22 protein-coding genes, 1 tRNA gene and 1 other RNA gene are annotated in these 24,184 nt (G+C 43.6%); 6 read left to right on the top strand and 18 right to left on the bottom strand.

Features of this window, described 5'->3' with window-relative positions; genetic code table 11:
• Positions 1 to 100: 100 nt before the first annotated feature.
• From OKX56_RS05560 to OKX56_RS05510, 11 genes are all read right to left on the bottom strand, one after another.
• Positions 101 to 355 carry a pro-sigmaK processing inhibitor BofA family protein gene (locus OKX56_RS05560; RefSeq protein WP_019224871.1) on the bottom strand — a complete coding sequence of 85 codons (255 nt, stop codon included), beginning with the start codon at positions 353 to 355 and terminating at the stop codon, positions 101 to 103.
• 145 nt (positions 356 to 500) lie between these two features.
• A complete protein-coding gene (recR, locus tag OKX56_RS05555; RefSeq protein ID WP_015042279.1) occupies positions 501 to 1,097 on the bottom strand; it encodes a recombination mediator RecR in 597 nt (198 codons plus the stop codon).
• 81 nt (positions 1,098 to 1,178) lie between these two features.
• The gene (locus OKX56_RS05550; protein WP_015042278.1) at positions 1,179 to 1,517 is read right to left on the bottom strand and encodes a YbaB/EbfC family nucleoid-associated protein; all 339 of its coding nucleotides are present in this window, start codon (positions 1,515 to 1,517) and stop codon (positions 1,179 to 1,181) included.
• Positions 1,518 to 1,625: 108 nt separating this feature from the next.
• Positions 1,626 to 3,302, bottom strand: coding sequence for a DNA polymerase III subunit gamma/tau (gene dnaX / locus OKX56_RS05545; protein WP_019224872.1), 1,677 nt, complete (start codon positions 3,300 to 3,302; stop codon positions 1,626 to 1,628).
• Positions 3,303 to 3,486: 184 nt separating this feature from the next.
• Positions 3,487 to 3,753, bottom strand: an RNA gene (gene ffs, locus OKX56_RS05540) — signal recognition particle sRNA large type.
• Between the two features lie 77 nt (positions 3,754 to 3,830).
• A tRNA-Ser gene (locus OKX56_RS05535) sits at positions 3,831 to 3,924 on the bottom strand.
• Between the two features lie 127 nt (positions 3,925 to 4,051).
• A complete protein-coding gene (locus tag OKX56_RS05530; RefSeq protein ID WP_019224873.1) occupies positions 4,052 to 4,678 on the bottom strand; it encodes a TetR/AcrR family transcriptional regulator in 627 nt (208 codons plus the stop codon).
• A gap of 17 nt (positions 4,679 to 4,695) precedes the next feature.
• A complete protein-coding gene (locus tag OKX56_RS05525) occupies positions 4,696 to 5,811 on the bottom strand; it encodes an ABC transporter permease (RefSeq protein ID WP_019224874.1) in 1,116 nt (371 codons plus the stop codon).
• Positions 5,812 to 5,826: 15 nt separating this feature from the next.
• Complete coding sequence (locus tag OKX56_RS05520) at positions 5,827 to 6,750, bottom strand: ABC transporter ATP-binding protein (RefSeq protein WP_019224875.1); 924 nt, start codon at positions 6,748 to 6,750, stop codon at positions 5,827 to 5,829.
• On the bottom strand, positions 6,751 to 7,665 hold the full coding sequence (locus tag OKX56_RS05515) for an ABC transporter ATP-binding protein (RefSeq protein WP_019224876.1): 915 nt from the start codon (positions 7,663 to 7,665) through the stop codon (positions 6,751 to 6,753).
• Positions 7,658 to 8,446, bottom strand: a complete 789-nt coding sequence (locus OKX56_RS05510; RefSeq protein WP_019224877.1) for an efflux RND transporter periplasmic adaptor subunit — start codon at positions 8,444 to 8,446, stop codon at positions 7,658 to 7,660. The genes OKX56_RS05515 and OKX56_RS05510 overlap by 8 nt, the downstream gene beginning before the upstream one ends.
• A gap of 252 nt (positions 8,447 to 8,698) precedes the next feature.
• Between OKX56_RS05510 and OKX56_RS05505 the strand changes: the two genes are divergently transcribed.
• Positions 8,699 to 9,367: a hypothetical protein gene (locus OKX56_RS05505; RefSeq protein WP_019224878.1), complete on the top strand. Its 669-nt coding sequence runs from the start codon at positions 8,699 to 8,701 to the stop codon at positions 9,365 to 9,367.
• Between the two features lie 182 nt (positions 9,368 to 9,549).
• On the opposite strand, the gene OKX56_RS05500 is transcribed toward OKX56_RS05505, so the two are convergent.
• The 3 genes from OKX56_RS05500 to OKX56_RS05490 all read right to left on the bottom strand — a co-directional run bounded on the left by OKX56_RS05500 (position 9,550) and on the right by OKX56_RS05490 (position 12,842).
• A complete protein-coding gene (locus OKX56_RS05500; protein WP_019224879.1) occupies positions 9,550 to 11,286 on the bottom strand; it encodes a CotH kinase family protein in 1,737 nt (578 codons plus the stop codon).
• Between the two features lie 51 nt (positions 11,287 to 11,337).
• Positions 11,338 to 12,063, bottom strand: a complete 726-nt coding sequence (locus OKX56_RS05495) for a DUF4956 domain-containing protein (RefSeq protein WP_019224880.1) — start codon at positions 12,061 to 12,063, stop codon at positions 11,338 to 11,340.
• A gap of 98 nt (positions 12,064 to 12,161) precedes the next feature.
• Positions 12,162 to 12,842, bottom strand: coding sequence for a polyphosphate polymerase domain-containing protein (locus OKX56_RS05490; RefSeq protein WP_019224881.1), 681 nt, complete (start codon positions 12,840 to 12,842; stop codon positions 12,162 to 12,164).
• 116 nt (positions 12,843 to 12,958) lie between these two features.
• Between OKX56_RS05490 and OKX56_RS05485 the strand changes: the two genes are divergently transcribed.
• On the top strand, positions 12,959 to 14,206 hold the full coding sequence (locus tag OKX56_RS05485; protein ID WP_019224882.1) for a CapA family protein: 1,248 nt from the start codon (positions 12,959 to 12,961) through the stop codon (positions 14,204 to 14,206).
• 308 nt (positions 14,207 to 14,514) lie between these two features.
• The gene (locus tag OKX56_RS05480) at positions 14,515 to 15,777 is read left to right on the top strand and encodes an ammonium transporter (RefSeq protein ID WP_019224883.1); all 1,263 of its coding nucleotides are present in this window, start codon (positions 14,515 to 14,517) and stop codon (positions 15,775 to 15,777) included.
• 146 nt (positions 15,778 to 15,923) lie between these two features.
• On the opposite strand, the gene OKX56_RS05475 is transcribed toward OKX56_RS05480, so the two are convergent.
• Positions 15,924 to 16,565, bottom strand: coding sequence for a hypothetical protein (locus tag OKX56_RS05475; protein WP_019224884.1), 642 nt, complete (start codon positions 16,563 to 16,565; stop codon positions 15,924 to 15,926).
• A gap of 284 nt (positions 16,566 to 16,849) precedes the next feature.
• Positions 16,850 to 17,218, bottom strand: a complete 369-nt coding sequence (locus OKX56_RS05470; RefSeq protein ID WP_019224885.1) for a helix-turn-helix domain-containing protein — start codon at positions 17,216 to 17,218, stop codon at positions 16,850 to 16,852.
• A 220-nt stretch (positions 17,219 to 17,438) separates the two neighbouring features.
• On the opposite strand from OKX56_RS05470, the gene OKX56_RS05465 reads away from it, so the two are divergent.
• Positions 17,439 to 17,642, top strand: coding sequence for a helix-turn-helix domain-containing protein (locus tag OKX56_RS05465; protein WP_015042261.1), 204 nt, complete (start codon positions 17,439 to 17,441; stop codon positions 17,640 to 17,642).
• Between the two features lie 263 nt (positions 17,643 to 17,905).
• Complete coding sequence (locus OKX56_RS05460) at positions 17,906 to 19,267, top strand: MATE family efflux transporter (protein ID WP_019224886.1); 1,362 nt, start codon at positions 17,906 to 17,908, stop codon at positions 19,265 to 19,267.
• Between the two features lie 158 nt (positions 19,268 to 19,425).
• On the opposite strand, the gene OKX56_RS05455 is transcribed toward OKX56_RS05460, so the two are convergent.
• The gene (locus OKX56_RS05455; RefSeq protein WP_019224887.1) at positions 19,426 to 21,033 is read right to left on the bottom strand and encodes an L-lactate permease; all 1,608 of its coding nucleotides are present in this window, start codon (positions 21,031 to 21,033) and stop codon (positions 19,426 to 19,428) included.
• 183 nt (positions 21,034 to 21,216) lie between these two features.
• Positions 21,217 to 22,491 carry a hypothetical protein gene (locus OKX56_RS05450; RefSeq protein WP_019224888.1) on the bottom strand — a complete coding sequence of 425 codons (1,275 nt, stop codon included), beginning with the start codon at positions 22,489 to 22,491 and terminating at the stop codon, positions 21,217 to 21,219.
• 285 nt (positions 22,492 to 22,776) lie between these two features.
• Here OKX56_RS05450 and OKX56_RS05445 point away from each other — a divergent pair, with 285 nt between their 5' ends.
• Positions 22,777 to 24,183 (top strand): sensor domain-containing diguanylate cyclase, encoded by a 1,407-nt coding sequence (locus OKX56_RS05445; RefSeq protein WP_287895792.1) that lies wholly within the window; start codon positions 22,777 to 22,779, stop codon positions 24,181 to 24,183.
• Position 24,184 lies beyond the last annotated feature (1 nt).

Below are 24,184 nucleotides of genomic sequence, written 5' to 3'. Positions count from 1 at the left end.
GTGTATATTACAAGCCGAAATTTAGGGCATTTTACAAGACGTTAAAGTCTGCAAAATCCTTGATATATGCGGGTTTCAGGGTTTTATAAAGTTTAAAATTTTATATTCCTATTAATTGCAGAACAGCAAGCACAATTACCCCAGGAAATCCAAGTATTGCGACAACACTCACGGTAAAAATATTAATCGGGATCTCAAATGAAAAAATGCTTAACAGCAAATCCACGACCCATAAACCAACAATTCCGCCAAGGATGTGAATGAAGAGGTTAATCAGTTTATTGGGTTTTCTTAATGAGGCCACGGTCACCAATATTAATAGGACAATAAACAACCCTAAAAAAACGAACGTCATGATGATGATTCCTCCCGCCGTATATCCTGTTATCAGGCTATGCCGACAGTGGACAAGTTAGAACCAAAATAGCAAAGGGAGTATCCCAAATTCAGATACTCCCACAATGATCAATATAATCTAAAAATACGGACCGACATCTGAATTACAGCTGACGTCTGCCTTCGAGCGCCCGGGCAATGGTGACTTCATCCGCGTATTCTAAATCTCCGCCTACCGGCAGGCCATGCGCGATCTTTGTCACTTTAATCTCGATGGGTTTTAGGAGCTTTGAAATATACAATGAGGTGGCTTCACCTTCAACCGTTGGATTCACTGCCAGTACAACTTCCTGAACCCCTTCCAGCCGGTGGAATAATGGAGATAGATTAAGCTGCTCCGGCCCGATCCCTTCCATTGGCGACAGTACACCGTGTAAGACATGATAAAGCCCTTTATATTCGCCGGTCTTCTCCAGCGCAATCACATCGCGGGGCTGTTCTACGACACAAAGAAGCGTTCTGTCCCTGCGCTCCCCTGAACAAATTTTACATGGATCAATATCGGTATAATTCCCGCAAACCGTGCATTGTTTGATATCCTGCAACGCTTTTGTCACTGCCTGCGTCAGTTCACCGGCTTGATCCGGATGCCTCAAAAGATAAAAGGCAAGGCGCCCTGCAGTCTTCGGCCCAACTCCAGGCAAGCGAGAAAATGCCGCAATCAAATCGGATACTGGCTGAGGATAATATAGATAATCCATAAAATGTATACTCTCCAGAATTTTTCTAGTCCCTTGTCAACCTTAAACTGATTAGATTTAGCGTTAAACGGTATCAATGTTTTAGAATAATCCGGGAATATTGAATCCTCCGGTTGCTTTGGCCATGCCGTTCTCGACCATCGCCTGGGCATTCCTAAGTCCCTGGTTGACTGCAGCTTTAATCATGTCCTCGAGTAGTTCAGCGTCATCCGGATCAATCGCTTCCGGCTTTATCTTGAGTTCCAGAACTTCCATTTTACCGCTGACAACGACTTCCACCATGCCGCCGCCTGAAGATGCCTGAATACTTTGACTTTCCAGTTCTTCCTTCGCTTTCATCATATTCTCTTGCATCTTCTGTGCCTGTTTCAGCATCTGGTTCATATTGCCCATTCCGCCGCCGCCTTGTTTAAATCCCATGAATAACACTCTCCTTATTCGACTATTCTTTTTTTGCTATTGCTTGATTCTTTTTTCTAACATTCGTTTGCCCGCTTATGGCTCGCTTAAAGCTGTCTATCATCTATATTACTTTTCTTTTCGCACCTGCACAAGCTGATCTCCAAATAATTCGCGGGCTTTTTGGACCAAATAGTCGTCTTCAGCTGGTCCCATCCGGTCCGTTACTCTTTTTTTTGACTCTGTAAAATCCGCAGCTTCAGCCGGCAGAGCCTGAACCTCACTTTCAATAAGGTTGTTCAGACTGAGTTTTCTACCAAATGTTTGCAGAAGTACTTCTTCCACAACATTTTTATTTTCTACCTGATTGAATTTGTCCCGGTGGAAAGAATAGCCGTCTTTAAAAACCAAATAGACCTGATCATCTTTTACGGCAAGCGGTTTTCCCTCCAGCAGGAAAGCATGAGTAGATCTTTTTCGTTTCCGGACTTCCTCGAGTATTTCCGGCCATTTATCCTGGACCGTCTGGAAGTTGACACTGCCTTGTTCAGCAGCAGGTAAGGTTTCAGCCATATTCTGGTCCTGTTCGGTGGTTTCAACTGCCTTCGTTGGAGCCTCATCCTTACTTTCAGCCGGATGTTTACTGGCCGTCTGCACAGCCTTTTGCGGCTGTTTAACGTGCGTTTCTTTAGGCCGGTTTTCGGTTGAATCAGTTGAACCCCCCGCTATATCTGCTCCAAAAATGGTCTGCACCAGAATCATTTCCGCTGCCAGACGGGCATTTGTCGCGTAGCGCAATTCCCCTTCACCCTTCAGAAGGACATTGATCCAGCAGAGAAGCCGGTTCAGACCGATTGCCTGACTCTGCGCAACAAGCCGCCGGGTCATCTCAGGTGCCATCAAAGGTTCCTGACCGCCGGCCAAATATAAAAGCGCCTGCCGCAGATAGTCCAACAGTTCGCGGATGATTTGCCGGGGATCCCGACCCAGAGAAATTCCTTCTCCGAGCTTAGCCAGGGTCAAAGCATAATCTTGATTCAGCAGGGAATCCGTCAGATCTGCACTGAAAGTTTCCCCAACCATGCCGATCACCTGATAAACATGCTCCATCCTAATAGGATCATCCTGCAGTAGACACTGGTCCAGGATGCTTAATGCATCGCGCAAACCACCTTCGGCCTTAGCCGCGATAACCCGCAGTGCTTTGGTCTCGATATCCCGCCCTAAAGCCTGACACACCTCCTGCAGTCTCATCGCAATGCCTTCCGCGGAAATGCGGTGGAACTCAAATCTCTGCACTCTGGATAAAATCGTCAGTGGCACTTTATGGGCCTCCGTCGTTGCCAAGACAAAGACAACATTGACCGGTGGCTCCTCCAATGTTTTGAGCAAAGCATTAAAAGCCTCAGGTGTGAGCATATGGACTTCATCGATAATATATACTTTATATTTGCCGCCAGACGACGCCAGCTTTACTTTCTCTCTTAAATCCCGGATTTCATCAATGCCTCTGTTGGAAGCGGCATCGATTTCCAGGACATCCATCGCATTTCCTTGCTCAATATCCAGACACGATGCACACCGGCTGCACGGTTCAGCGCCATCCCGGTCGGAGCAGTTCAGTGCTTTCGCCAAAATCTTCGCTGCCGAAGTCTTTCCTGTACCCCGGGGGCCGCTGAACATATAAGCATGCGCGACCTTATTCTGGTTCAGTGCATTAGTCAAGGTTATTTTGACATGTTCCTGGCCCACCATCTCACTGAACTTTTTGGGCCGCCACTCTCGATAAAGTGCAAGATATGCCATGTTATCACCCGTCACTTCCTAAATTCATAAAGAATACTTGGCCGACGCCAAGCCGTTGGCGGAAGCCTTAGTTGCACTTAGATATATCAAAAAGCAATATACTTTCGGATATACGACCAGAAACTTGAATTTTCTGATACACCAAAAAAGATGGTCTCCAAAAACCACCTTATATGAATAAAGACCGTGCACCTTTGATCGAACCAAAACCTCCGGACGTTAACCCTGCTCAAATGTTCATTCCCGGTCACCTCGCGGCACACAGAACTAACTCCTTAGTGCTGCTTCCGTCAGGATCTGACACGGTTCAAAGCGTTCCGTTGCGCAAGACCAGAAACTCATCACATTCAAACATGGACTGCTCCGACGACCAGATCCTCATCAAAGGAATTAAACCCCGCTATAGCGGATTGCGGGTTACAAGGAACCGCTGACTCCCCGTCTAGCACGGTCAAACTTTATTATACCATGAAAAAGAAAGTAAATAAATAAAAAGCCTTTAAATGTCAAGGCTTCGAATAATGTCAATGGCGGAGAGAGTGGGATTCGAACCCACGACACAGTTCATCACCATGTACCCGCTTTCCAGGCGAGCGCCTTCGACCAACTCAGCCATCTCTCCGGGTCTGAAACAGCAATTATTCATTAATATCAGTTTTTCGCAAAAGATTAACAAAGTCGCAAATGTTATTATACTGGCTCGGACAGCGAACGTCAACTCTAATTCAATATTAATGTTTCTACAGCTTTTACCCGTTCTGCTCATCAGCCAAATTTACTTTCAGTTCTGTCAAATTAGCTAAACTTGCTTCCTGCTTTGTATTGCTTAACGGTTCAACGGCCCCGAAAATGAACATATTCAGGAATTCCAATCCGACCTGTTCAAAAGACATGCCGCTCTTCAGGATAAACTCAGGACTGAGAATCTCTGACATCGCTGTTAACAGTGATGTCTTAAAAATCCCGGAATCTACTCGTAAACGCAGTTTACTGCTGACCAGAAGGTGATCGATCAGCCTGTCAATCTTTTTCTGACGGATCTGGTCAATTTTTTGCCAGAGCATCGGATAATGATGGCTTAAGTCAGCTAAAAACTGAGGATTGATCAGATAAGAAATATTCTGAAGAACCCCGGCAATGATCGTGTTGATATCTTTTGAATCGGAAAGTCTCAAATTCCTGGCAATAATTTCATCCGTTACCTTATCAATTGTTGCTTCAAACAAGTCTTCTTTGCTGGCAAAATGACGATAGATCGTTCTTTTACTTAATCCGGCCGCTTTGGCCAGTTCTTCCATGGAAAGACGGGAAAAACCCAGAGCATTCTTTATAGCAAGCTGTTCACAGGCCAGAATAATTTTTTCTCTCGTATCCACGATGTTAACTCCTCTTTTTAGGCTATTTTCTTCTTAAACTTCAGAATACTGATCGTAAGAAACAACACTGAAAATAAAATCAGGCAGATGACCTGGCTGACCAGGTAGGAAAAACCAATTCCTTTCAGAACGATTCCTCTGATGATGTCCAGGTAATATGTCAGCGGAATCACATCGCTGAGATAGTAAATGATCCTGGGCATGGCGTCTCGCGGGAAAAGAAAACCCGAAAGCATAATACTCGGAAGCATGATAAAAAAGGACATCTGGAAAGCCTGCATTTGATTTCTGGCAATATTGGATATCATGATACCCAGACCTAAGGACGCTGTGATAAAGAAAAGCGTCAAGCCATACAGTTCCAGCAGACTTCCTTTGATCGGAACTCCAAACACCAGGACCCCGACCAGCAGGGCAACGGTAATCTGGATATAACCCAGAAAGATATAAGGAATAATTTTTCCGATCATTAGCTCATACGACTTGATCGGCGTAACAATAAGCTGCTCGAGCGTTCCCTTTTCCCTCTCCCGGACCAGGGACATCGATGTCATCATCACCATAGAAAGTGTCACAACAATTCCCAGGATCCCGGGCACCATATAATAAGCGGTAATTCCGTCCGGATTATACCAGGCCCGTACTCGGATGTCGTACGGCGGATTAGTCAGATCGATATGCAGTTTCTGAGTGATGACTTCCTGTGATTTCAGCAGGCCGATGGAATTAGCTGTCGCCATGGCCTGGTTCGCTACCATATTGTCGCTCGCATCGACAATCACCTGGACAGGGGCAGATTCGCCTTTTTGCACGTTATTGGCAAAACCTGGCGGAAAAACGATCCCGACCTTCGCGTTACCGCTGTCAATCATATCATTGACTTCCTGAAAGCTATTGGCCGCATAAAGGACGTCATAATATCCGGAAGCACTGAAAGCCTCCAGTAGATCTCTGCTCTCCTCGCTAAGAGACTGATCAAATACTACCGTCGGGATATGTTTGACTTCCGTTTGGATCGCATAACCAAATAGAAGCAGCTGAATCAGAGGAAGCATAAACACCAGTCCCAGTGTCAGTCTGTCTCTGCGGATATGCAGAAACTCCTTATAAAGAACAGCCTGAATTCTTCCCATTCGTATCCTCCTCGTCTATTCGGCGTATCCCGAGGTTCTTTGCTGTTTGGCCAAAGCTACAAAAACATCTTCCAGAGAAGGCATAATAATTTGAGGTTCGCAGGCCAAGTCCTGCTCCAGCTGCGAAACATCATCCTCTCCTGTCAGCAGGACGTGAAGGAGCGCCCCGTGGATCGTACACTCCTTAACATAAGGCAGTTTTTCGATTTCCTTCACGCGTTGCATGCCATCCTTGAGCTTTAGCTCAACCATGCAACCTTGAATTGATTTTTTCTTGAGTTGGTCCGGACTATCCACCGCCATCAGTTTCCCGCCGGATATAAACGCGGCCCGATGACAGCGTTCTGCTTCATCCATAAAGTGGGTTGTTACCATGACCGTGGTTCCCTCATTCGTCATTTTTTTGATGATCTGAAAGAACATTCTGCGGCTGGTCGGACTAACTCCGCTGGTCGGCTCATCTAGGAAAAGCAGCGGTGGTTTGGCAATGATAGCGCAACCCAAGGCAAGCCGTTGTTTCCAGCCCCCGCTTAAGTTACCGGCAAGTTCATTTTCCCTTCCTGTCAGATCGGCCATCGCAATCATTTCATCCATTCTCCCGGATAAATTTTTGCGCGGAATTCCATACAGACCTGCATAGAATTTTAAATTCTCTTTCACTGTAAGGTCATCATAGAGGCTAAATTTTTGAGACATATAGCCGATACTTTGTTTAATTTTTTCAGCTTCCTTTCGGAGATCATAGCCCAGAACTACCGCAGAGCCCCCGGTTGGTTCCAAAATGCCGCAGAGCATTCGGATTGTCGTCGATTTACCCGCGCCATTCGGTCCTAAAAAACCAAAAATCTCCCCTCTTCCGACCCGAAGCGAAACGTTGTCAACTGCGGTAAAGTCACCAAATTTTTTTATCAGGCCTTCGGTAATAATCACATTTTCCATCTATTTTCCTCCTGCCATGATGACAAAGACATCTTCAATGGAAGGGGCCACTTTTTGCAGCTGGCTAAAGGTGCAGCCCTTTGTCGTAAGGGTCTGTTCAATAAAGGCTTCTGCCTCGACGTTCTTGTCCATGATCAAACGGTACTTGTCTCCAAATAGGGAATAATCCAGGATTCCATCTGTTTTCCCGAACAGCCAGGGTTCTTTTGTATCAGCCATAACCTCCCAGACCTGATAAGGGAATTTTTCTTTCAGGCCCACTGGCGTATCCAGCACATGAACGCTTCCTTCATTCATGAACGCTACCCAGGTACAAAGTTCCGCCTCATCCATATATGGGGTAGACACCAGCATGGTCATTCCTTCCCGGTTCAACTGGTATAGAATCTTCCAGAACTCCTTCCGGAATTCCGGATCAACACCATAGGTCGGTTCATCGAGAATCAACAGTTTCGGCCTGGTGACAAGCGCGCAGGTCAGCGCCAGTTTTTGCTTCATTCCGCCGGAAAGTTGATCCGCAAATCTTTTTTTAAACGCAACCAGGTTGGTGATTTCCAGAATCTCTTCCGAACGATGGATAATGACTTCTTTTTTAAGGCTGTACATCTCCCCGAAAAAGAGTAAGTTCTCCATGACCGTAAGGTCGCCATAGAGGCTGAAACGCTGCGGCATATAACCAAAATTTCTGGCACCGGCGTCTTTTCCTTTTTCCCGTTCTCTGTCCGTGAGCCCCAAAACCCTTACTTCACCGGCATCTGGGGTCAACAGCCCGCAGATAACCCGAATGAGCGTCGTTTTACCTGCTCCATCCGGACCAATCAAACCAAAAATCTCTCCCTCGCTGACGTTCAGACTTACATCGTTAACGGCCAGCAGAGATCCAAATTTTTTAGACAGCTGATTTACCTTAATCATTGGCCGTCTCTACCATTTTGATCACAACATCTGCCGGCATGCCTGGTTTCAATAATCCTTCGGGATTATCCACTGCAATTTTGACTTTGTAGACAATATTGGCCCTTTCTCTTTTGGTTTGAATCGTTTTGGGCGTAAATTCTCCCTGGCTGGCAATTTCAGCAATCGTGCCTGTAAACACCCTGTCCAGACCACTGATCGTGAAATTCGCTTCCCTTCCCAATTCTAAAAAAGGCAGGTCATCTGTCGGTATATATACGTTAATCCAGACCTGGTCCAGATTGACAACCGTGGCCAACGTGGATCCGGCCGTGACATATTCACCAATTTCATAATCTTTGGCTTGAATGGTCCCGTCAATCGGAGATTTTATCTGCAGATCAGCCAGCTGCGCCTCCGTTGTTTTGACGACAGCCTGCATCAGCATTACCTGATCTTGGGCAGCTGTAATTGTATGGTCACTGCTTCCCGACGGCAAAGCATCCAGATTGTTTTGAGCAATTGCTACATTTAGTTTATCCCTTTCCAGCTGGGCTGCCAAATCATTACGCTGTATCTCGGCAATGATATCTGCTTTCTTGACCTTATCCCCGGATTTTACCTGAAAATTCTGAACCTTGCCGGCGATCATCACACGCAAGTCCACGGTGGTAGCTTCAATTGTACCGGATGCCTCAACCGTCTCGTCATCAGAAGAATAAAAATATTCCCACCCCAGATAGCCTGAAAGCAATACAGCTGCAGCAATAATGGCTGCCACGATTTTCTTTTTTTTCGCCATTTTCGCGTCCCCTTTTCAAATATGCTTTTTTCTCTGCCGTTTCAGCAATATCATACAGGATGTGATACAGTTTATCCATTTATATTTTATACGGAAGTCACGAATTTATGACTATAGTGACATTGTAGCATGACAACATTGTTTTGCAAGATAGAAAATCAAACAGAATGAAAAGTTGGCTATATTATTATTTTTTTGGCATACTGAAAATAGTGTTGTATCATTTTTTAGACTGCAAAGGAGGCTAATTCAATGAAAATTGTCCCCGAACCTATTACACATGTATTAAAGAAAAAGCATGCCCTCTGGAGCATTATCGTTCTGGCTCTCTTGTTTTTTAACGGATGCTCTCTCGCCAAACCGGAACCGAAACCGGCCCCTTCTCCCTCCAGCGAGCAGACTGAAAATATTGCCGCGTACATTCCGTTGAGTGTCGGCAATTACTGGTTCTATGAAGGAATCGGTAACGAATATGCTTCTTATACAGAAAAAGTTACGTACCAGCAGCGTAATCAATACCAGGTCATAATTGACAATGGCGGCACTGTTACAGCTAACAGATATGAAGTTGCAGCAGACCGTATTGTTAATACCTTTAGACAGTCTGAATTCTATGAAGATAAAAATATCTTGGATCAACCATCAAATATTGAGGCTATCCTTCTGCAATCACCGCTTACCTCAGGCAATTCGTGGACCAGTGAAGGAAATTCATATGAGATCATTGACACGGCCGCCACGGTAGAAGTGCCAGCCGGGATTTTTGAAAATTGCCTGACTGTAAAAATCACGTATCCTGAAAGCGGAAATTACAGCTTATATTACTATAAGAAAGACGTCGGTCTAATCAAATCTGAGTATGTGATGCCGGAAAACGAAAAAGTAGTCTCGCAGCTTAAAGAATATGATGTCCAGCACTAGTGCCTTGTCAACCCTCTAATTCATGTAAACCACCGAGGAAAACTCTGTATGGCAAGGAGCTGCAAGACAACGCCGTATACTGAAATTTTACCAGTAGGGATATGTAGATTTAGGATAGGCATGATACTAAATAAAGAGGGTTTGCTCTGAATCAATGTTCAAACAGCAAACCCTCTTTATACTTAAATCGAATGCTTGTTCCTTTTTTTCAGGATAGCCAGACTTAAAATTATAAGCACGAATGCCGCACCGCCAATAAGATAATCTTCTCGACGGTTTATCCATCTATTATTAGAATTCTGACCGGGCGCTTCCTGCCAATTTATGCCCGGTATCTTTTGCTTATAATCCATTCCTTCTGGCATATTTCCCGGTGGCTGCATGCCTTGATCCTGTCTTATATCGGGATGTATTCCCTGCAGCCCTTGCTCTGCCCGTTGTCCCCATTGCGCCTGTTGTCCCTGTCTTGTCAGCGGCGGCTGTAGCCCACCTGCATTTTCACCGGCCGCATCCTCTGTTGTTCCCGATGAAGGTAGTTCCCCGCTTAGCTGTTTGGAGACATTATCAATCCGGTCCCGGATAAATGCAACCAATCCTATCAAATCTCCGCTTCCCGGCATATTCTTTCCAGCCCCAAAGCCGCCTCGGGATGTGGTCTTACTGTCTGTTATAGGTTCCTGAGAAGAGCCTTCGCCGATTGCTTGTTCAAATTGTTCCAGCGTATAGAACTTGGTTGGGTCACTTGCGACATAAGGTCTAATCAGATCAGCGGTTTTCTCGATTTTAGCCGTTATTTTCTCCAAAGCAAAAGGCCCTTGGATAAAAGCTTTCATGTATTGGTGATAGACGTCCTTATACGCCTGTACTTCGAGTAGTTTGCCCAGCAGTGGGCGCTGGTCTAATGACGTTCCGGAAACCGGCTGATCAATAGACAGCGCAGTACCTCCGCCAAATCCACCAAAGGACAAATTATAATCCCAGGGGAGGAAACTGAATACTCCGTTCTCCTCATATAAATAATAATTGTGGGTAAACTGTCCCTGATAGCTGTCCATATTGACAAGTACGGTATTAACTGCAAAATATCGTAGGATCTCGTCAATATTCAGGTACGTTTCTAAATCCCCGCCCTCATCTAGTGCTTTGATCATCTTAACTAAAGCCTCATTGCTGCCTTCTTTCAAGGCGGTCACAGCTTGCAGGCCGCTGTAGGATTCAATATTGTCATCACTGTAAACCAAATCGTTTCCTTTACCCCGATCGCCATACGGTTTATAGAGTGTCCCATGGTCCTGGCCAAAGTACCTTTCCGCATATGCTTCTTCAACGCCCTCAACTGCCAGATACAAACCTGCTGGATGATTATTGATATAAAGGTTCGCGTAGCAATAAGCAGGAACAGGAACGTTCATCTCTTTCAGCAGCGAGTAGGATAGGTATTCCCGCATACAGGACGCATCACCCCAGCCATTGTTCAAATTCAGTTTGGTCAGACCCGAAAGGCTTTGCCCTTCAATATAATGATCAAAATCAATTTTAAAGCTGTAGCGGTCGGAATTGCTTTTCAGGACTGAATTAAGGCTGGAATTGCCTTTGGTGCGGATTCCGACACTTTTTGTCTTCAAGCCATCAATCACAACCTGAGCCTCTTTATATTCTTCCTCTGCGGGATTTTGCAGCATGTCCTGATAATCCGCCTCAGGGATTGAAATGCGAATTTCGATGACTTTGTCAGGATCGAAGAAACGTTCCATATAAGCAGAATAAACTGACCCTGTGGAGGAGCTGCCTGTTCCTGTTCTTCCAGTGTTCAAATGGACGGCACTGTCTCCCTGCTTGGAAGACAGTACTGAATAGGCGGTCGTTAAGGTGCATACTGCAAGCAGGGCCGCAACAATCCCTGTAATTTTTTTGTCCATGTTTTAACCCCTCTTTTTCAGGCGTCGGATGCAATGCTGCTTAAAGGATGATTACACTGCAAGCTCTCCGTTATAACTTACCAGGACAACATCGTTTACTCCTTCTATAGCTGCCAAGGTATTGACAAAATCTGTGTTATCAACTCTTAATCGCACTTCAACGGTAAGCTCGATTCCCTGTCCACCGCGAACTGCTTTTGATTTAATTTTCATTCTTTTGACATGCTCCGCCAGCTTTATCAGCAGCATTCTTTCTGCCTCGCCGTTATTGCAGTTTGCAACCACCATATAAGGAATTTCATTGGTTGTCTTACTTGTAAAAATAATCAGCATGATTCCGACGACAATCGACCCGCTAATGGCCAGCAGATACTGCCCTGCCCCGCTGACGATTCCCGCTGCGATGGCCCAGAAGATAAAGACAATGTCCATTGGATCTTTGATTGCTGATCTGAAACGTACGATACTTAAAGCTCCAACCATGCCGAGAGAAAGAACGATGTTAGACGTGACACCCATGATGATGAGTGTGGTAATCATTGCCATCCCTACAAGAGAAACGTTAAAGTTCCTGGAATACATGACCCCATTGAACGTCTTCTTATACACCGCATAGATAAACAGTCCGAGTAGAAAAGAAATCAGTAACGTAATCGCCACATCAACAATAGAAAAATTTGTGACTGCGTTTTCAAGAAAATTGTTTTTAAAAATATCTGCAAAGGTAAATGTTTGATCTGTAGCCGCCGTTGTAACGGCAGTCGTTGTTGCATCCATAATACTATCCTCCATTAAGATTCTAAATTATTTTGATGTTGAGGTTCAATTTTGCGCATTTAATCCGCATTCTTTGTATTTATTTATCTTTTGCGTTTTTATCCGTATTTCCGGCATAAAACATATTTTGAGATTGCTGCCTTCTGTCTGCTGTCTAATTGAATCAGGTTGGCAATATGACTTGGCAGGTAACAGTCATATTTAATTTCCAGAATCGCTGTATCACTCGCTAAAGCATAGGCCAGTGGGGTGGTAAAATCCAAAAAGCTGGTTGCAGCGAGTCCGGTTTTTACATCACCGTCGATCGTGATTCTTACCCTACCCGGTTCCCATATGTAGGCCTGCCGTTGATACTCTACAATTGTCTTTGGCTTAAACAGGCCAGTTCTCATTTTCGTATAAAGATGCCGGCATACAGCTTCCGGACAATTTTTCAAAAATTGATAGTTGCCGTTGATTAAGTCTTGACATTCCTCTTCGGTCAAAATCGCACTCTCTTTAAAGCCTGACCCATCGTTCTTGACTTTTTTCTCAAGCCGGATGATTGCTGTAGAATGATCATATGTTCTGATTCTAAATTTTTCCCGATATTTAGCCCCTATCAACTTCTCCAATAATGCCGTATCATTAATATCATCAAAGTAAAGACTTCTGACGGTATTAAAGCCTTCCGGCCCGGTATGTTTGTCCTTGGGAAGCACCCTATTTAAACGGTTGACCAGTACTGCTCTGTCGAAGTTATTGATGCTCATTTTAATTTCCTGGCGATATTTGCTCACATGCTCACCCCCTGTCGCATATTCCAACGATCTTTTGATGATGCTATTTTATCCACTCTATGTGTCATTAATGTGAACGCTGGTTAACAAATTTGTGAAGAATTTAGGTGATGGCTATGTTAAGAAAACGTTGGCTTCCTATATTTGCAGCGGTGATCTTACTTCTTAGTGTTACCGTTTGGGAAAAAGCCAAGACACCGCTGGCTTCCGAATCCACAGAACTGATGCCTGCCGCCAATGATGCCGTTTCTGAAAGTAATTCGTCAGAGACCGCTGCTTCTGAACCTGAGGCTGCTGAATCTACGCAAATTAAACTTACGCTGCTTGGGGATATCATGTGCCATCCAACGCAATACGAGGCAGCCAAGATAAGCGGAGGCTATGATTTTAGACCTTCTTTTGAAGAAATCGGGGAGGATACAAGGCTCGCCGACCTGACTCTTGCCAATCTTGAAACGACCCTGGCCGGGAAGGAAATGACTTATAGCGGTTATCCTTCTTTTAATACCCCGGAACAAGTGGCTGACGCTGTCCGGAAAACACTTGGTGTAGATGTTGTCTCTACCGCTAATAATCACTCTTTAGACCGGAATTTTTCGGGCCTAAGCCGGATGATCGATTTTCTGGATCAATCTGGTCTGAAACATACGGGAACCTATCAGACCGCCGAAGACAGTCAGAAAATTCTGATCCAGGAAATTTCCGGCCTGCGTATCGCTTTCTTAAGCTATACCTATGGCACCAATGGGGTTACCCTTCCTGAAGATAAAGCTTTTGCTGTGAATTATCTGGATCGGGAAAAAATCCTTAGGGATGCTGAGAAGGCGCGCGCTCTGGGAGCAGACTTAGTTATTGCCTCTTTGCACTGGGGAACGGAGTATGCCGTAAAACCCTCCGCTGAACAGATTAATCTGGCCACCTGGATCTTTGAAAATACGGAGGTTGATATCATCGCCGGCAATCATGTCCATGCTGTCCAGCCGATCACCTTTCTCCAAGTAAAAAGCAAGTCCACTGGTAAAGAAAAAGAAGGATTGGTGATCTATGCCCAGGGAAATTTTATTTCCGATCAAAAAACAGATACGGCGAATATGGGCATCATGGTTGATATTTTTCTGGATATCCGTTCTGCTGAAAAACCAGTTATCACACATGTTGCATACTATCCGACCTGGATTGATGAAACTCCAAGAGCCGGTCCGAAGACATATCGCGTCTTAAATGTGACAAAGGCCCTGGCCAATTATCAGTCAGGGCAGGATCCGCTGCTGGACAGTGCAGATTATGCAGAGATGCTGGCCTATGTATCTCAAATTAAGCAAACTATCCCTTCTGAAAATAAGATTCGTTTCGCCAACAAATAATGTATACAGTATATTTGTCTGTATACATTATTTATCATTATTATCTCTTTACAGCCTGCTGAGTGTTCATTATATTTTTCTTAGGCAAAGGAGCCACAAAAAAAGCCAGCCTGCAGGCCGGTTTTTTGGGGGCTTCTTTTTTTGATGTCTATGGACGGCGGAACAGGAAGCGTGGAGGCGTCTAAATAGCCTTCACGGTGTTGAATACGTCACGGACGATAAAGTAATTCGACTGGACCAATGTCGCGATGCCATGAATGTCAAAAATCTGCTGGCAAGGATGGCAAGGATAAAAAGGAGAGATTGTAATGAATTATGGCGATATTGCCTTTATGCTTTTCAGCACCGCCCTAGTTTTTTTAATGATACCCGGACTCGCTTTTTTTTATGGAGGGCTCGTCAAAAGACGCCATGTCCTGTCGATCATGATGCAAAGCATCGCTGCAATCGGAATTATCTCGATTCTCTGGATTGTTATCGGTTATACCCTGGCTTTTGGGCCGGATATCGGGCATTTGATTGGCGGATTGGACTATGCAGGCTTAAGAGGTGTTGGTCTGAATCCCAAAACAGAAAGTGCAACAATTCCTCATATGTTGTTTATGCTCTATCAAATGATGTTTGCAATCATTACTCCAGCTATTATGACCGGAGCAACAGCGGAGAGACTGCGCTTTCCAGCCTATATCCTTTTAATCTCCCTGTGGAGCCTTTTGATTTATGTGCCTCTTACCCATTGGGTATGGGGCGGAGGCTGGCTGGCTGATCTGGGCGTCTTGGATTTTGCCGGAGGGATTGTTGTCCATATTAGTTCGGGCTTTTCAGCCTTGATTGCCGCTTTGTATATTGGCAAACGCTACCATAAAGACTCAGAACAGGCTATCCCACATAACATTCCATATGTGATTCTTGGCGGAGGTCTCCTGTGGTTTGGCTGGTTCGGGTTTAATGGCGGTAGTGAACTGGCTGCAGACGGTATTGCTGTGCTTGCCTCGACTACTACGCACCTGTCTGCCTGTGCCGGACTACTGGGATGGATAATTATTGAAAAACTGCTTCATGGCAAACCAACCGTACTCGGTGCTGTCTCAGGCATGGTTGCAGGGCTCGGCGCCATCACACCTGCCTGCGCTTACGTGACTCCGCTTGCTGCGGTCTTGATCGGACTGGTTTCTTCAGGTTTGTGCTACTTTGCAGTCGCTTGGCTGAAAGTTAAACTGGGTTACGATGATGCACTTGATGCTTTTGGTATTCATGGTATTGGCGGGACCTGGGGAACCCTGGCTGTCGGCATTTTTTGCACCACGGCTCTAAACCCCAATGGTGCGGATGGACTTTTCTATTCCGGGTCATTTTCCCAGGTTGGGATACAACTTTTGGCCATCCTCGCAACTTATGCTTACTGCGGCGTCATGACCTTCTTGATCCTTAAAGTCATCAGTCTCATTACTCCTCTTGCAGCAACGACTGAAGAACAGGAAACAGGCCTTGATATCAGCCAACATGGCGAAAGCGCCTATCCAGACATTGAAGGAATGACTTCGGATTCCGCCTGGAATATGGTGAATTAATAAATGGCTGTAACGAAATATACCAGATAGAAATTCTTCTATATAAGCCACTAAACCATTAAAAAAGGATTTTCACCGCGTTCACGGTGAAAATCCCTTTTCAATTTTGCCAGGAAAAAGTATACTTGAATTTTTAATTGTAACAATTATTGGGCAAAGGAACGGCTTAAAGATTCGACTTGAACTGCATAAGCCGATTTGTAATGCCCATTATTCTCGTAAAAGGTTAACCTGCCGTTGATCCCCAATCGATATGCCGTGTACGATTCATATTTATTCATATAGACATCCTCTAAATACTTCAGATATCCACCGGCTAAGTAGGTCGCATAATATTTGTCTGCCGACAGGAGTTCCCCGTTCGGATAAGGGATCTCTTTATGATAATATTCGGTGATGGCCATGTAGGCCGTTTTAGCTGTAGCCAATTTCATTTGGGTCGTATTGTAGGATAAGGATCCGCCATCCATATTGGTGGCAGGCACATATTTTGATTCTTGGGCAATTAAGGCAAACAGTTCATAAGGTTCCAGCTGAAAGGTCTCTTCAACGCTCGCAATATACGCTAGATATTCGGGGTCGACCTGATAGTCTCTGGCAATTCGTGCTAAATTCTCTTGTCTGTATGTTTGATCTTCTTTTGCACTAACGACGTTACATTCTTCTTGGCTTACTTTTTCCCTGTCTTCGGCAAAGGCGGCTGTCCCGACAAACATCACCTGTGCAGCAATCGTAAATGCTACCAGGAACATAGCCAGAAAACGGCCAATCCTTTTCTGTTGAAACACGGTCTTTCCTCCTTAAGGACTTTTGACAGCTTTTCGCCATCATCTTTTGTTATTTTGTCAGAATAAAATCTTTCTATGCTTGAGATCCTCCCATAATCTTTGTCCTGTATCTCAAGGTGACAAAATTCTACATTTTTTTACTTTAACCGATTTTACCACATCAAATCAAAAAACGCAAAAAAAGAGGACCATTAATTCCCTCTTTTACCATTATATATGCGGTTATTTTTTGATTAAAGGTGTCTTTAGAACGCCTCGTATCCGTTTAAAGGCCGGTCTGCAGCTCAGGAGAGGTCGGAATCCCTGATCTTCTTTTTTATTTGCAGATACGTCAGCAGTTCTTCCTGATCTTTTTCTTCCCAGAAATCAAAGTCGTCCAATTTCTCTAAAACTTCCCTGAAATGAACGCTTTTATCCGCCAGGGAATAATACTCAGGTTCTGAGCCCGCATCCATCGTTTGTTCACCTAAAAGGTAGGATACCGATACTCCTAGACCCAGGGCAATATCTGTCAGCCGGTCTAAAGAAGGCCTTCTTCTGTTTTGTTCAATATCACTCAAATAAGAGATGGAGATACCGCTTCTTTCAGAAAGCTTACGAAGTGTAAACTTTTTTTCTTTTCTTTGTTCTTTAATCCTATCCCCGACAGTCAACGCAATTTCCTCCAAATTTTCGATAATAGCGAATTAATACTAGTATAATCGCTGAAAAACGCCAGGTCTACTGAGCTGCTATACATTTTTGACGTAAACACGCGCAATGTGGAAGAATATCCTATATTTTCTTGGGATTGGAACCTATTTTTAGCAGACGGCTAAATTTAATCATTGCATAATTACGCTATATGCGTAATTATTAGACGGAGGTGGTGTTATGTCCCTTGGTTCAAAAATCCGGGAGATTCGGAAGAAAAAGCATTTAAAACAAAAGGAACTGGCTGAGATTGCCGGTATTTCCGTTTCTTATCTATGTGAGATCGAAAGAGATAAAACAAATCCATCTATTAAAACACTTTTCCATCTCACTCAAGCCCTTGGGGTCCGTCTATCGACGCTCCTCGGCGATCAGGAATATTAGGAACAGAATAATATTAGTATTTTTCAAAATGAAAAGGATTTTTCTATAGAATGAAGTCCTTTTATTTTTTTGACAAATGCATACAAGAATATTTTAAAAAAACTCCTTGAAATATTCAAACAAAAATGCTAGTATGAATAATTATCGTTTTTCCGATAATCTGTTCAGAGGATAAAAACGACAAGCGGAAATCTTTATTTACCTGAGTTCTTTAGGTAAAAATGTAGCCCAGTTTATGAAGAAACTGTAGAAGGAGACTGTACATGGATAAAAGTTTTGAATTCGGTAATAAAAGCATTGGGAAGCTATTATGGCAATTTTCCTGGCCGGCGATTGTCGGTATGTTGGTGAATGCCTTATATAATATTGTTGACCGGATTTTTGTGGGCCGCGGCGTCGGTACACTTGCGATTGCTGCAACGACAGTGGCCTTCCCAATTATGCTTCTGTTTATGGCACTCGCGATGCTAGTTGGTATTGGTGCAACAGCATTAATCTCCATCCGGCTCGGAGAACAGAAAAAAGAAGAAGCCGAAAAAATTGTAGGTAATGCACTTACTCTCTTGATTATGCTTCCGCTCCTTTTTATGGCTTTCTATTTCTCCTTTGCAGAACAGCTCTTAGTCTTTTTTGGTGCTAATCAGGAAGTATTGCCCAATGCACTTGATTTTACCAATATTATTGTTGCAGGATCCGTTTTTAGCACAATCGGTTTTGGCATGAACAATTTTATCAGAGCTGAAGGAAACCCCAGAATTGCGATGCTGACGCAAATTCTCGGTGCTGTGATTAACGGGGTATTGAATTACATTTTTATTTTCCATTTGGGATTAGGTATAGCGGGTTCCGCACTCGCAACGGTCTCGGGCCAATTCATTACGACGCTTTGGGTATTGGGCTATTTTCTTCTCGGCCACAGCACGCTTAAGCTCCGCCTGAAAAACTTAAAACCGGATTTTCCGATCTATCTGGCCATATTGTCTATTGGCTTTGCTCCGTTTGCGATGCAACTTGCCAACAGTTTGCAGAATATGCTTCTGAATAAGAGTGTCATGCTTTATGGCGGCGACCTAGCGCTGTCTGCCATCGGCGTCATTATGAGTATTTCAACATTGTTCTTTATGCCGATTATCGGTGTCAGCCAGGGTGCTCAGCCTATCATAGGCTTTAACTATGGAGCCGGGCAGTTTGAAAGAGTTAAGGCAGCATTGAAGAAGGCCATCATCGCGAGCACCTGTATTGCTGTTGCCGGCTATCTGGTCATACATTTCTGGCCCGAACAAATCATTGGCTTGTTCAGTGACAACGATAAGGCGCTTACAGAACTGGCAACTCACGTGATACTGGTATTTTTTACCATGTTCCCACTGATTGGTTTTCAAATTATTTGCTCAAGTTACTTTCAGGCAGTCGGCAAACCGCTTCAATCATCTGTTTTGAGCCTTTCACGGCAGGTACTGCTCTATATACCGCTTCTTTTGGTCCTGCCTCATTTTTGGGGAATTGAGGGTGTCTGGCGGGCTACCCCGATTGCAGATATCTTATCCGTTCTGATCACAGCAACGTTGATAACGCTGGAAATGAAACGGCTTAGCAAAAATCAGCCCGCTGTCAGCGTAGGATAATTCAGGCTGATATAAAACTGATATATCTAAAATACGAACAAGGACTTCACAACCGTGAAGTCCTTGTTCGTATTTAGATGACCCGTTCTTTCTCAGAGATCGGGACACTGAAGGATCATATTTTAGCATAGACTCTTATTTACGATATGATCTCCCGATTACACCAGGAACTTAAGCAAGGCGACCACCACAGCAGCAGTCACTGCTGACATGATGAGCGCAAAAATAAAGGCAACGCGCATCACTTTGTTTTCTTCACCAAGTTTATCAATAGATGCGGCCGCATTTTGGAGTTTTGCCGGGGAAATTACGCTGGCTAGTCCTCCACCAAAGGCTAACCCGGCTGTAACGATGATAATACCCTTAAGTCCCCAGTCAAGATTCGTTGCTGTTGACATGGTATATTTCGCAAACATCGCAATCGTCGAAGCTTCACTTCCGGTAATGAATCCTCCGAATAATCCAATAAAGCTTACAATAGCTCCGTAGGCTCCATGAAAAGCCTGCGCGGAATAGTCTGCGAGTACTTTCACCATACTTGGGCACAGTGTTTTCGGCAGTGCGGCATTGAGATTGGAAGCCATATTAAATCCAGACATATTCATGACTTCACCAATCGCAAAGAAGATCGCTGCTGAGAAAACAGGTTTTGGTGCCCTTCGCCACCAAACTTTTATCGAATCTTTAATTTGGGCGGCTTTTGGGCGCATAATCGGGATCGAAATCAAGATGCTGACCAGAATCCAGGTGTAGGCATTCCATAAAGCTCGGGTTGCTATCGGCTTGCCGTCTGCAGATAAGCCGGGAATGCTGAGCGTCAGTGTCCGGTATAAATAATCGAAAGATTCCTTCGGCAGGTTAAGTGCCAGAATCAGAACGATCAAAAGCAGCCAGGGCATAATGGCTTTCCACAAAGGATATTCTTTTTCATAGGCAAGTTCTTCTGGCGTCAGCCGGCTTCGATCAATAATTTTTTTACCCGTTAGCTTAAGGTACAGGATCATTACAAGAATGACTGCAAAACCACTTAAGACTCCTGTGAGGACAACCAGATTGTCATAATGATTGGTAAAATAAGCGACAATCGAAATGGTAATGCCCGTAACCAATACCGGGACGATCCCTTCTTTGACGGCTTTCCACTTTCCGACAATCCAAAGCATCGAAAAGCCGATCAGGGTAGATACAACCGGCAAAAACATAAAGAAGATGCTTCCGGCTTGAGAAAGGGTAATTTCATTGCCTTTTCCTAAAAAGCTGTTCGCGATATCCACAAACACCACGATCGGGGCGCCGAGTAAAGCATACGTACACAGGGAGTCATATCCGATCGCCGGTAAAGCTATGGCCACATACGTAGAGTATCCCATCGCAATCAAGATAGGCGGCAGAAGAGATACAGGAGTTGCCCCGACGGCAACCATCAGCGTTCCAAATCCAATGTTGATCATCATGATCTGAACGGCTCTGTTTTCACTGGCTAAGGTCTTAATAAATATAATAATTCGTTTTAAGGCCCCTGTCTTTTCCATATAGGCCATTTGCAGCAGCGATGTGGCTACGATCAGTGATACTGAAAAAGATTTAATCAGACCGGCCAGCGTCGAGCGTACAATGACTTCTCCCGACGTCTGAAAAAACAAAAACGCCACAAGAGAAACAGCAAGCCAACCCACAATTCCGCTGGTATGGGCTGGCTTTTTAAACACAATAAGCATAACAACAATGACTGCTATCGGCAGCAGTGCAAGCAGCAGTGGCAACATTCTCTCCCATCCTTCCATTCTACAAGTATAAATTTTTTATAACTACCTACTTTATAATATATGATTTTGCTCAAAAAAAAAAGCACTTTTTTAGCTTTTTACTTTTTGCATTATATGTTTCGAGCCAATAGAAAGGCCCGCTTTTCACCATGAAAAACGGGCCGAAACTGAAGATTTCCTCAACTAAGGGATCATGACATATTGCGCGGGTCCCGGAACAATGATCCATCCGTCGTAAATGATGCTGATACTGAAATAGTAGTACTCACCGGAAACTAAATTACCCTGGATATCACCCTGATAATAAGTGTCGGCGTTTATTGTCACCGAAGTCCTGTTCCGGTCTGTAATCCATTCCAGATAACCGTCATTTGGATATTTTGGGTTAGGATTACTCTTTGAAATGACCACTTTGTAGCCTTCAAAATTTGCTGCTTCTGAAGCTGTCCAGCTTAAAATCAAATTACTGCCGCTGGCTGTTGCCGATATGGCAATCGGATCTAGGCTCTGTCGGACACCTTCCTTCTCAGCTAGTGAATCGTATCCATCGGCCGGATACGTGACATGGACGGCATTTCCGGCAACCCTGCCATCGCTGTATAAAGCCGTCACACTAACGTAATATGCCTGTCCGGGAGTCAGATAACTGCCAAAGTCTCCGCCGTGATACGCTGTGCTGTTGTCGATTACCCACTGGCTGGTGCTTTGATTGGTAATGTAAGTCAAATAACCGCTGCTGGGATAGGCCGGCCTGGAATTATTTTTGGAAATAATGACCTTATAGCCCTGGAAGCTTTCACTGTAAATCGGATTCCATTTGACAATAAGCCGGTTGTTGTCCGTAGAAACGGTTACCTGAGGCGCCTTTGAAGAGGAAGAGGAGGATACAACTGGTTTGACAGCAGGTTTTGTTTCTGTAGCCGGTGTTTCCTTGGTGGGTTGTGTTGTTTCGGCCGGCGTTGCGATAGCTTCCTCGGCAGGTTCCGGTGAAGAGACAGCCGTACCGATCGGATACGTCAGTTGCAGGCTGTCACCCGGAACGGTCTTATCCGAATAAAGCACCGTGATGCTAAAATAGTATTTTTCACCAGGGACAAGTTTCTCGCCAAAGTCTCCGTTTTTATAGGCTTCACTGTTATTGATCACCGCACTGGTCATGGTCCTTTCAGTAATGTAGTATAAATACCCGTCATCTGGATACTTCGGATTCGGATTGCTCTTTGAAATCACCACTTTATAGCCGGAAAATTTGGGGTGATCAACCTGATCCCAATGTAAGATAATTTTATCGCCAGAAATCTCCCCGTTCACTGCCACAGCAACATAAGGAGTTTTATCCTCGCCTATTTTTAATCCGGGCCAGGAAGCATTTTGCGCATAACCATAGGTGACTATGCCTAAACAAAAAATGACTGCACATATCGCGATTGCAATATTTCTGGATAAACGAGGTTTCATGGTCTTTTCTCCTTTCATACCACCGTTTGCATACGAGTAACTTACTCTCAACTAAAAATAACGTAAAAAATAAGATCAACTATGTAAAATCTATAATTCTACAGTATTAATTTAATTCCTTTTTCTTCCTTAATATTTAGGAATTAAGTCCCATCAAATTAGGAAATATGGATCTGCATAATCCCAAATGTATAGTTTGATACGATGGAAAGGAGTATGTCATTTAATGTCGAATCATTGATTCTAAATAAACTTAATTAATTTTTCTAAAGGAGAGGAGGGAATATGATGAAAGAACCGGTTGAGTTGATCCAATCAAATCAAACATTTTTAATTAGACGTACCTTAGAATATGCAAAAATGCATAATTATACAAAATATACCTCTACTCTGGAAGAAGCTTGGCGTACATCAATTAACGGGTTATCCGAAGCTTTAATCTCAGTTCTCAAGTCCTGTGAATCTATACCTGAATTAAATGTGGATGAAGATTATGCAAATGATCCAATTGGTTCTTTTGGGATACTTGAGGCACAGCTTCATCGCAAACGTGGAGTTACCCTGGAAATGTTTTTAGGATTGATGAAATATTATCGTCAATCCTATCTCGATCTGATAATAGAAACCTATAGGAAACAAAATATAGATTGTGATTACTTTTTATTGTTTATTAATCGGTTTTTTGATCGTGTAGAATTAGCTTTTAGCAGTGAGTGGATCAACGAGAAGAAGGAAGTACTTACGTTAAGTCTTCAAAATACGAATCGTATGATGACGAATGAAAAAAATAAGTATTTAACAATATTTGAAAGTATTCCAACTCCTTCAATCATTTTGGATAGTAATAATATGATTGACAACATGAACAATGCAGCTAAAGAGTTCCTCAAGTCTGCGGGAATTGATGGGACATCTTATTATTCCAATGAAAAACATGAAATATATTTAGTACATGTATTCCCTTGGCTTGCAGAAGAATTTACTGCTTTTATCAACGGAAATGATATTGAAGTATCCATTGAAAAGAATTTGAAAATGCTCGAATTAGGAACCAGGAATCTGGTTATAAACTTTCACCGCATGTTGGACGTAAGTGAAAAATATAAAGGTACAGTGATCATATTTACGGATTTAACATATAGAAAACAAATTGAGGACAGGTTAAAATTTATCAGTTTTCACGATGATCTTACAGGATTATACAACAGAGCATTCTTTAATGAAGAATTGTTAAGACTGTGTTCAGGCAGGTCTAATCCAGTAGCGATTATAGAATGTGATGTTGACGGGCTTAAAGTGGTAAACGATACTTTGGGACATCATGCCGGAGATTTGCTTATTACTTCCACTGCTTCAATACTTCGTCGTTCTATCCGGGAAAACGACGTTGCTGCCCGGGTAGGTGGTGATGAATTTACAATTGTTTTACCAAATTGCTCACCTGGCTCATTAAAAGAGGTCTGTCAGAGAATCGAATTTGAACTCGAAAAACATAACAAAGAAAGCTCTTATTTGCCTGTGAGTTTTTCCATTGGTGCTGCATTAGGGGATGCTCATAATGACAGCTTAGACCACATTTATAGGAATGCTGATAATGAGATGTATAAAAATAAACAAGAAAAGCGAGAGCAATACAAGCTTTGGTTCAACTCGTTATATGCTAAGTATGGGGACAAACTATTTAATAACTAAT

The organism is Dehalobacter sp., assembly GCF_030063005.1.
In the GTDB taxonomy this organism is placed as follows: Bacteria; Bacillota; Desulfitobacteriia; order Desulfitobacteriales; family Syntrophobotulaceae; genus Dehalobacter; species Dehalobacter restrictus.
This window is presented reverse-complemented; position numbering and strand designations above follow the sequence as displayed.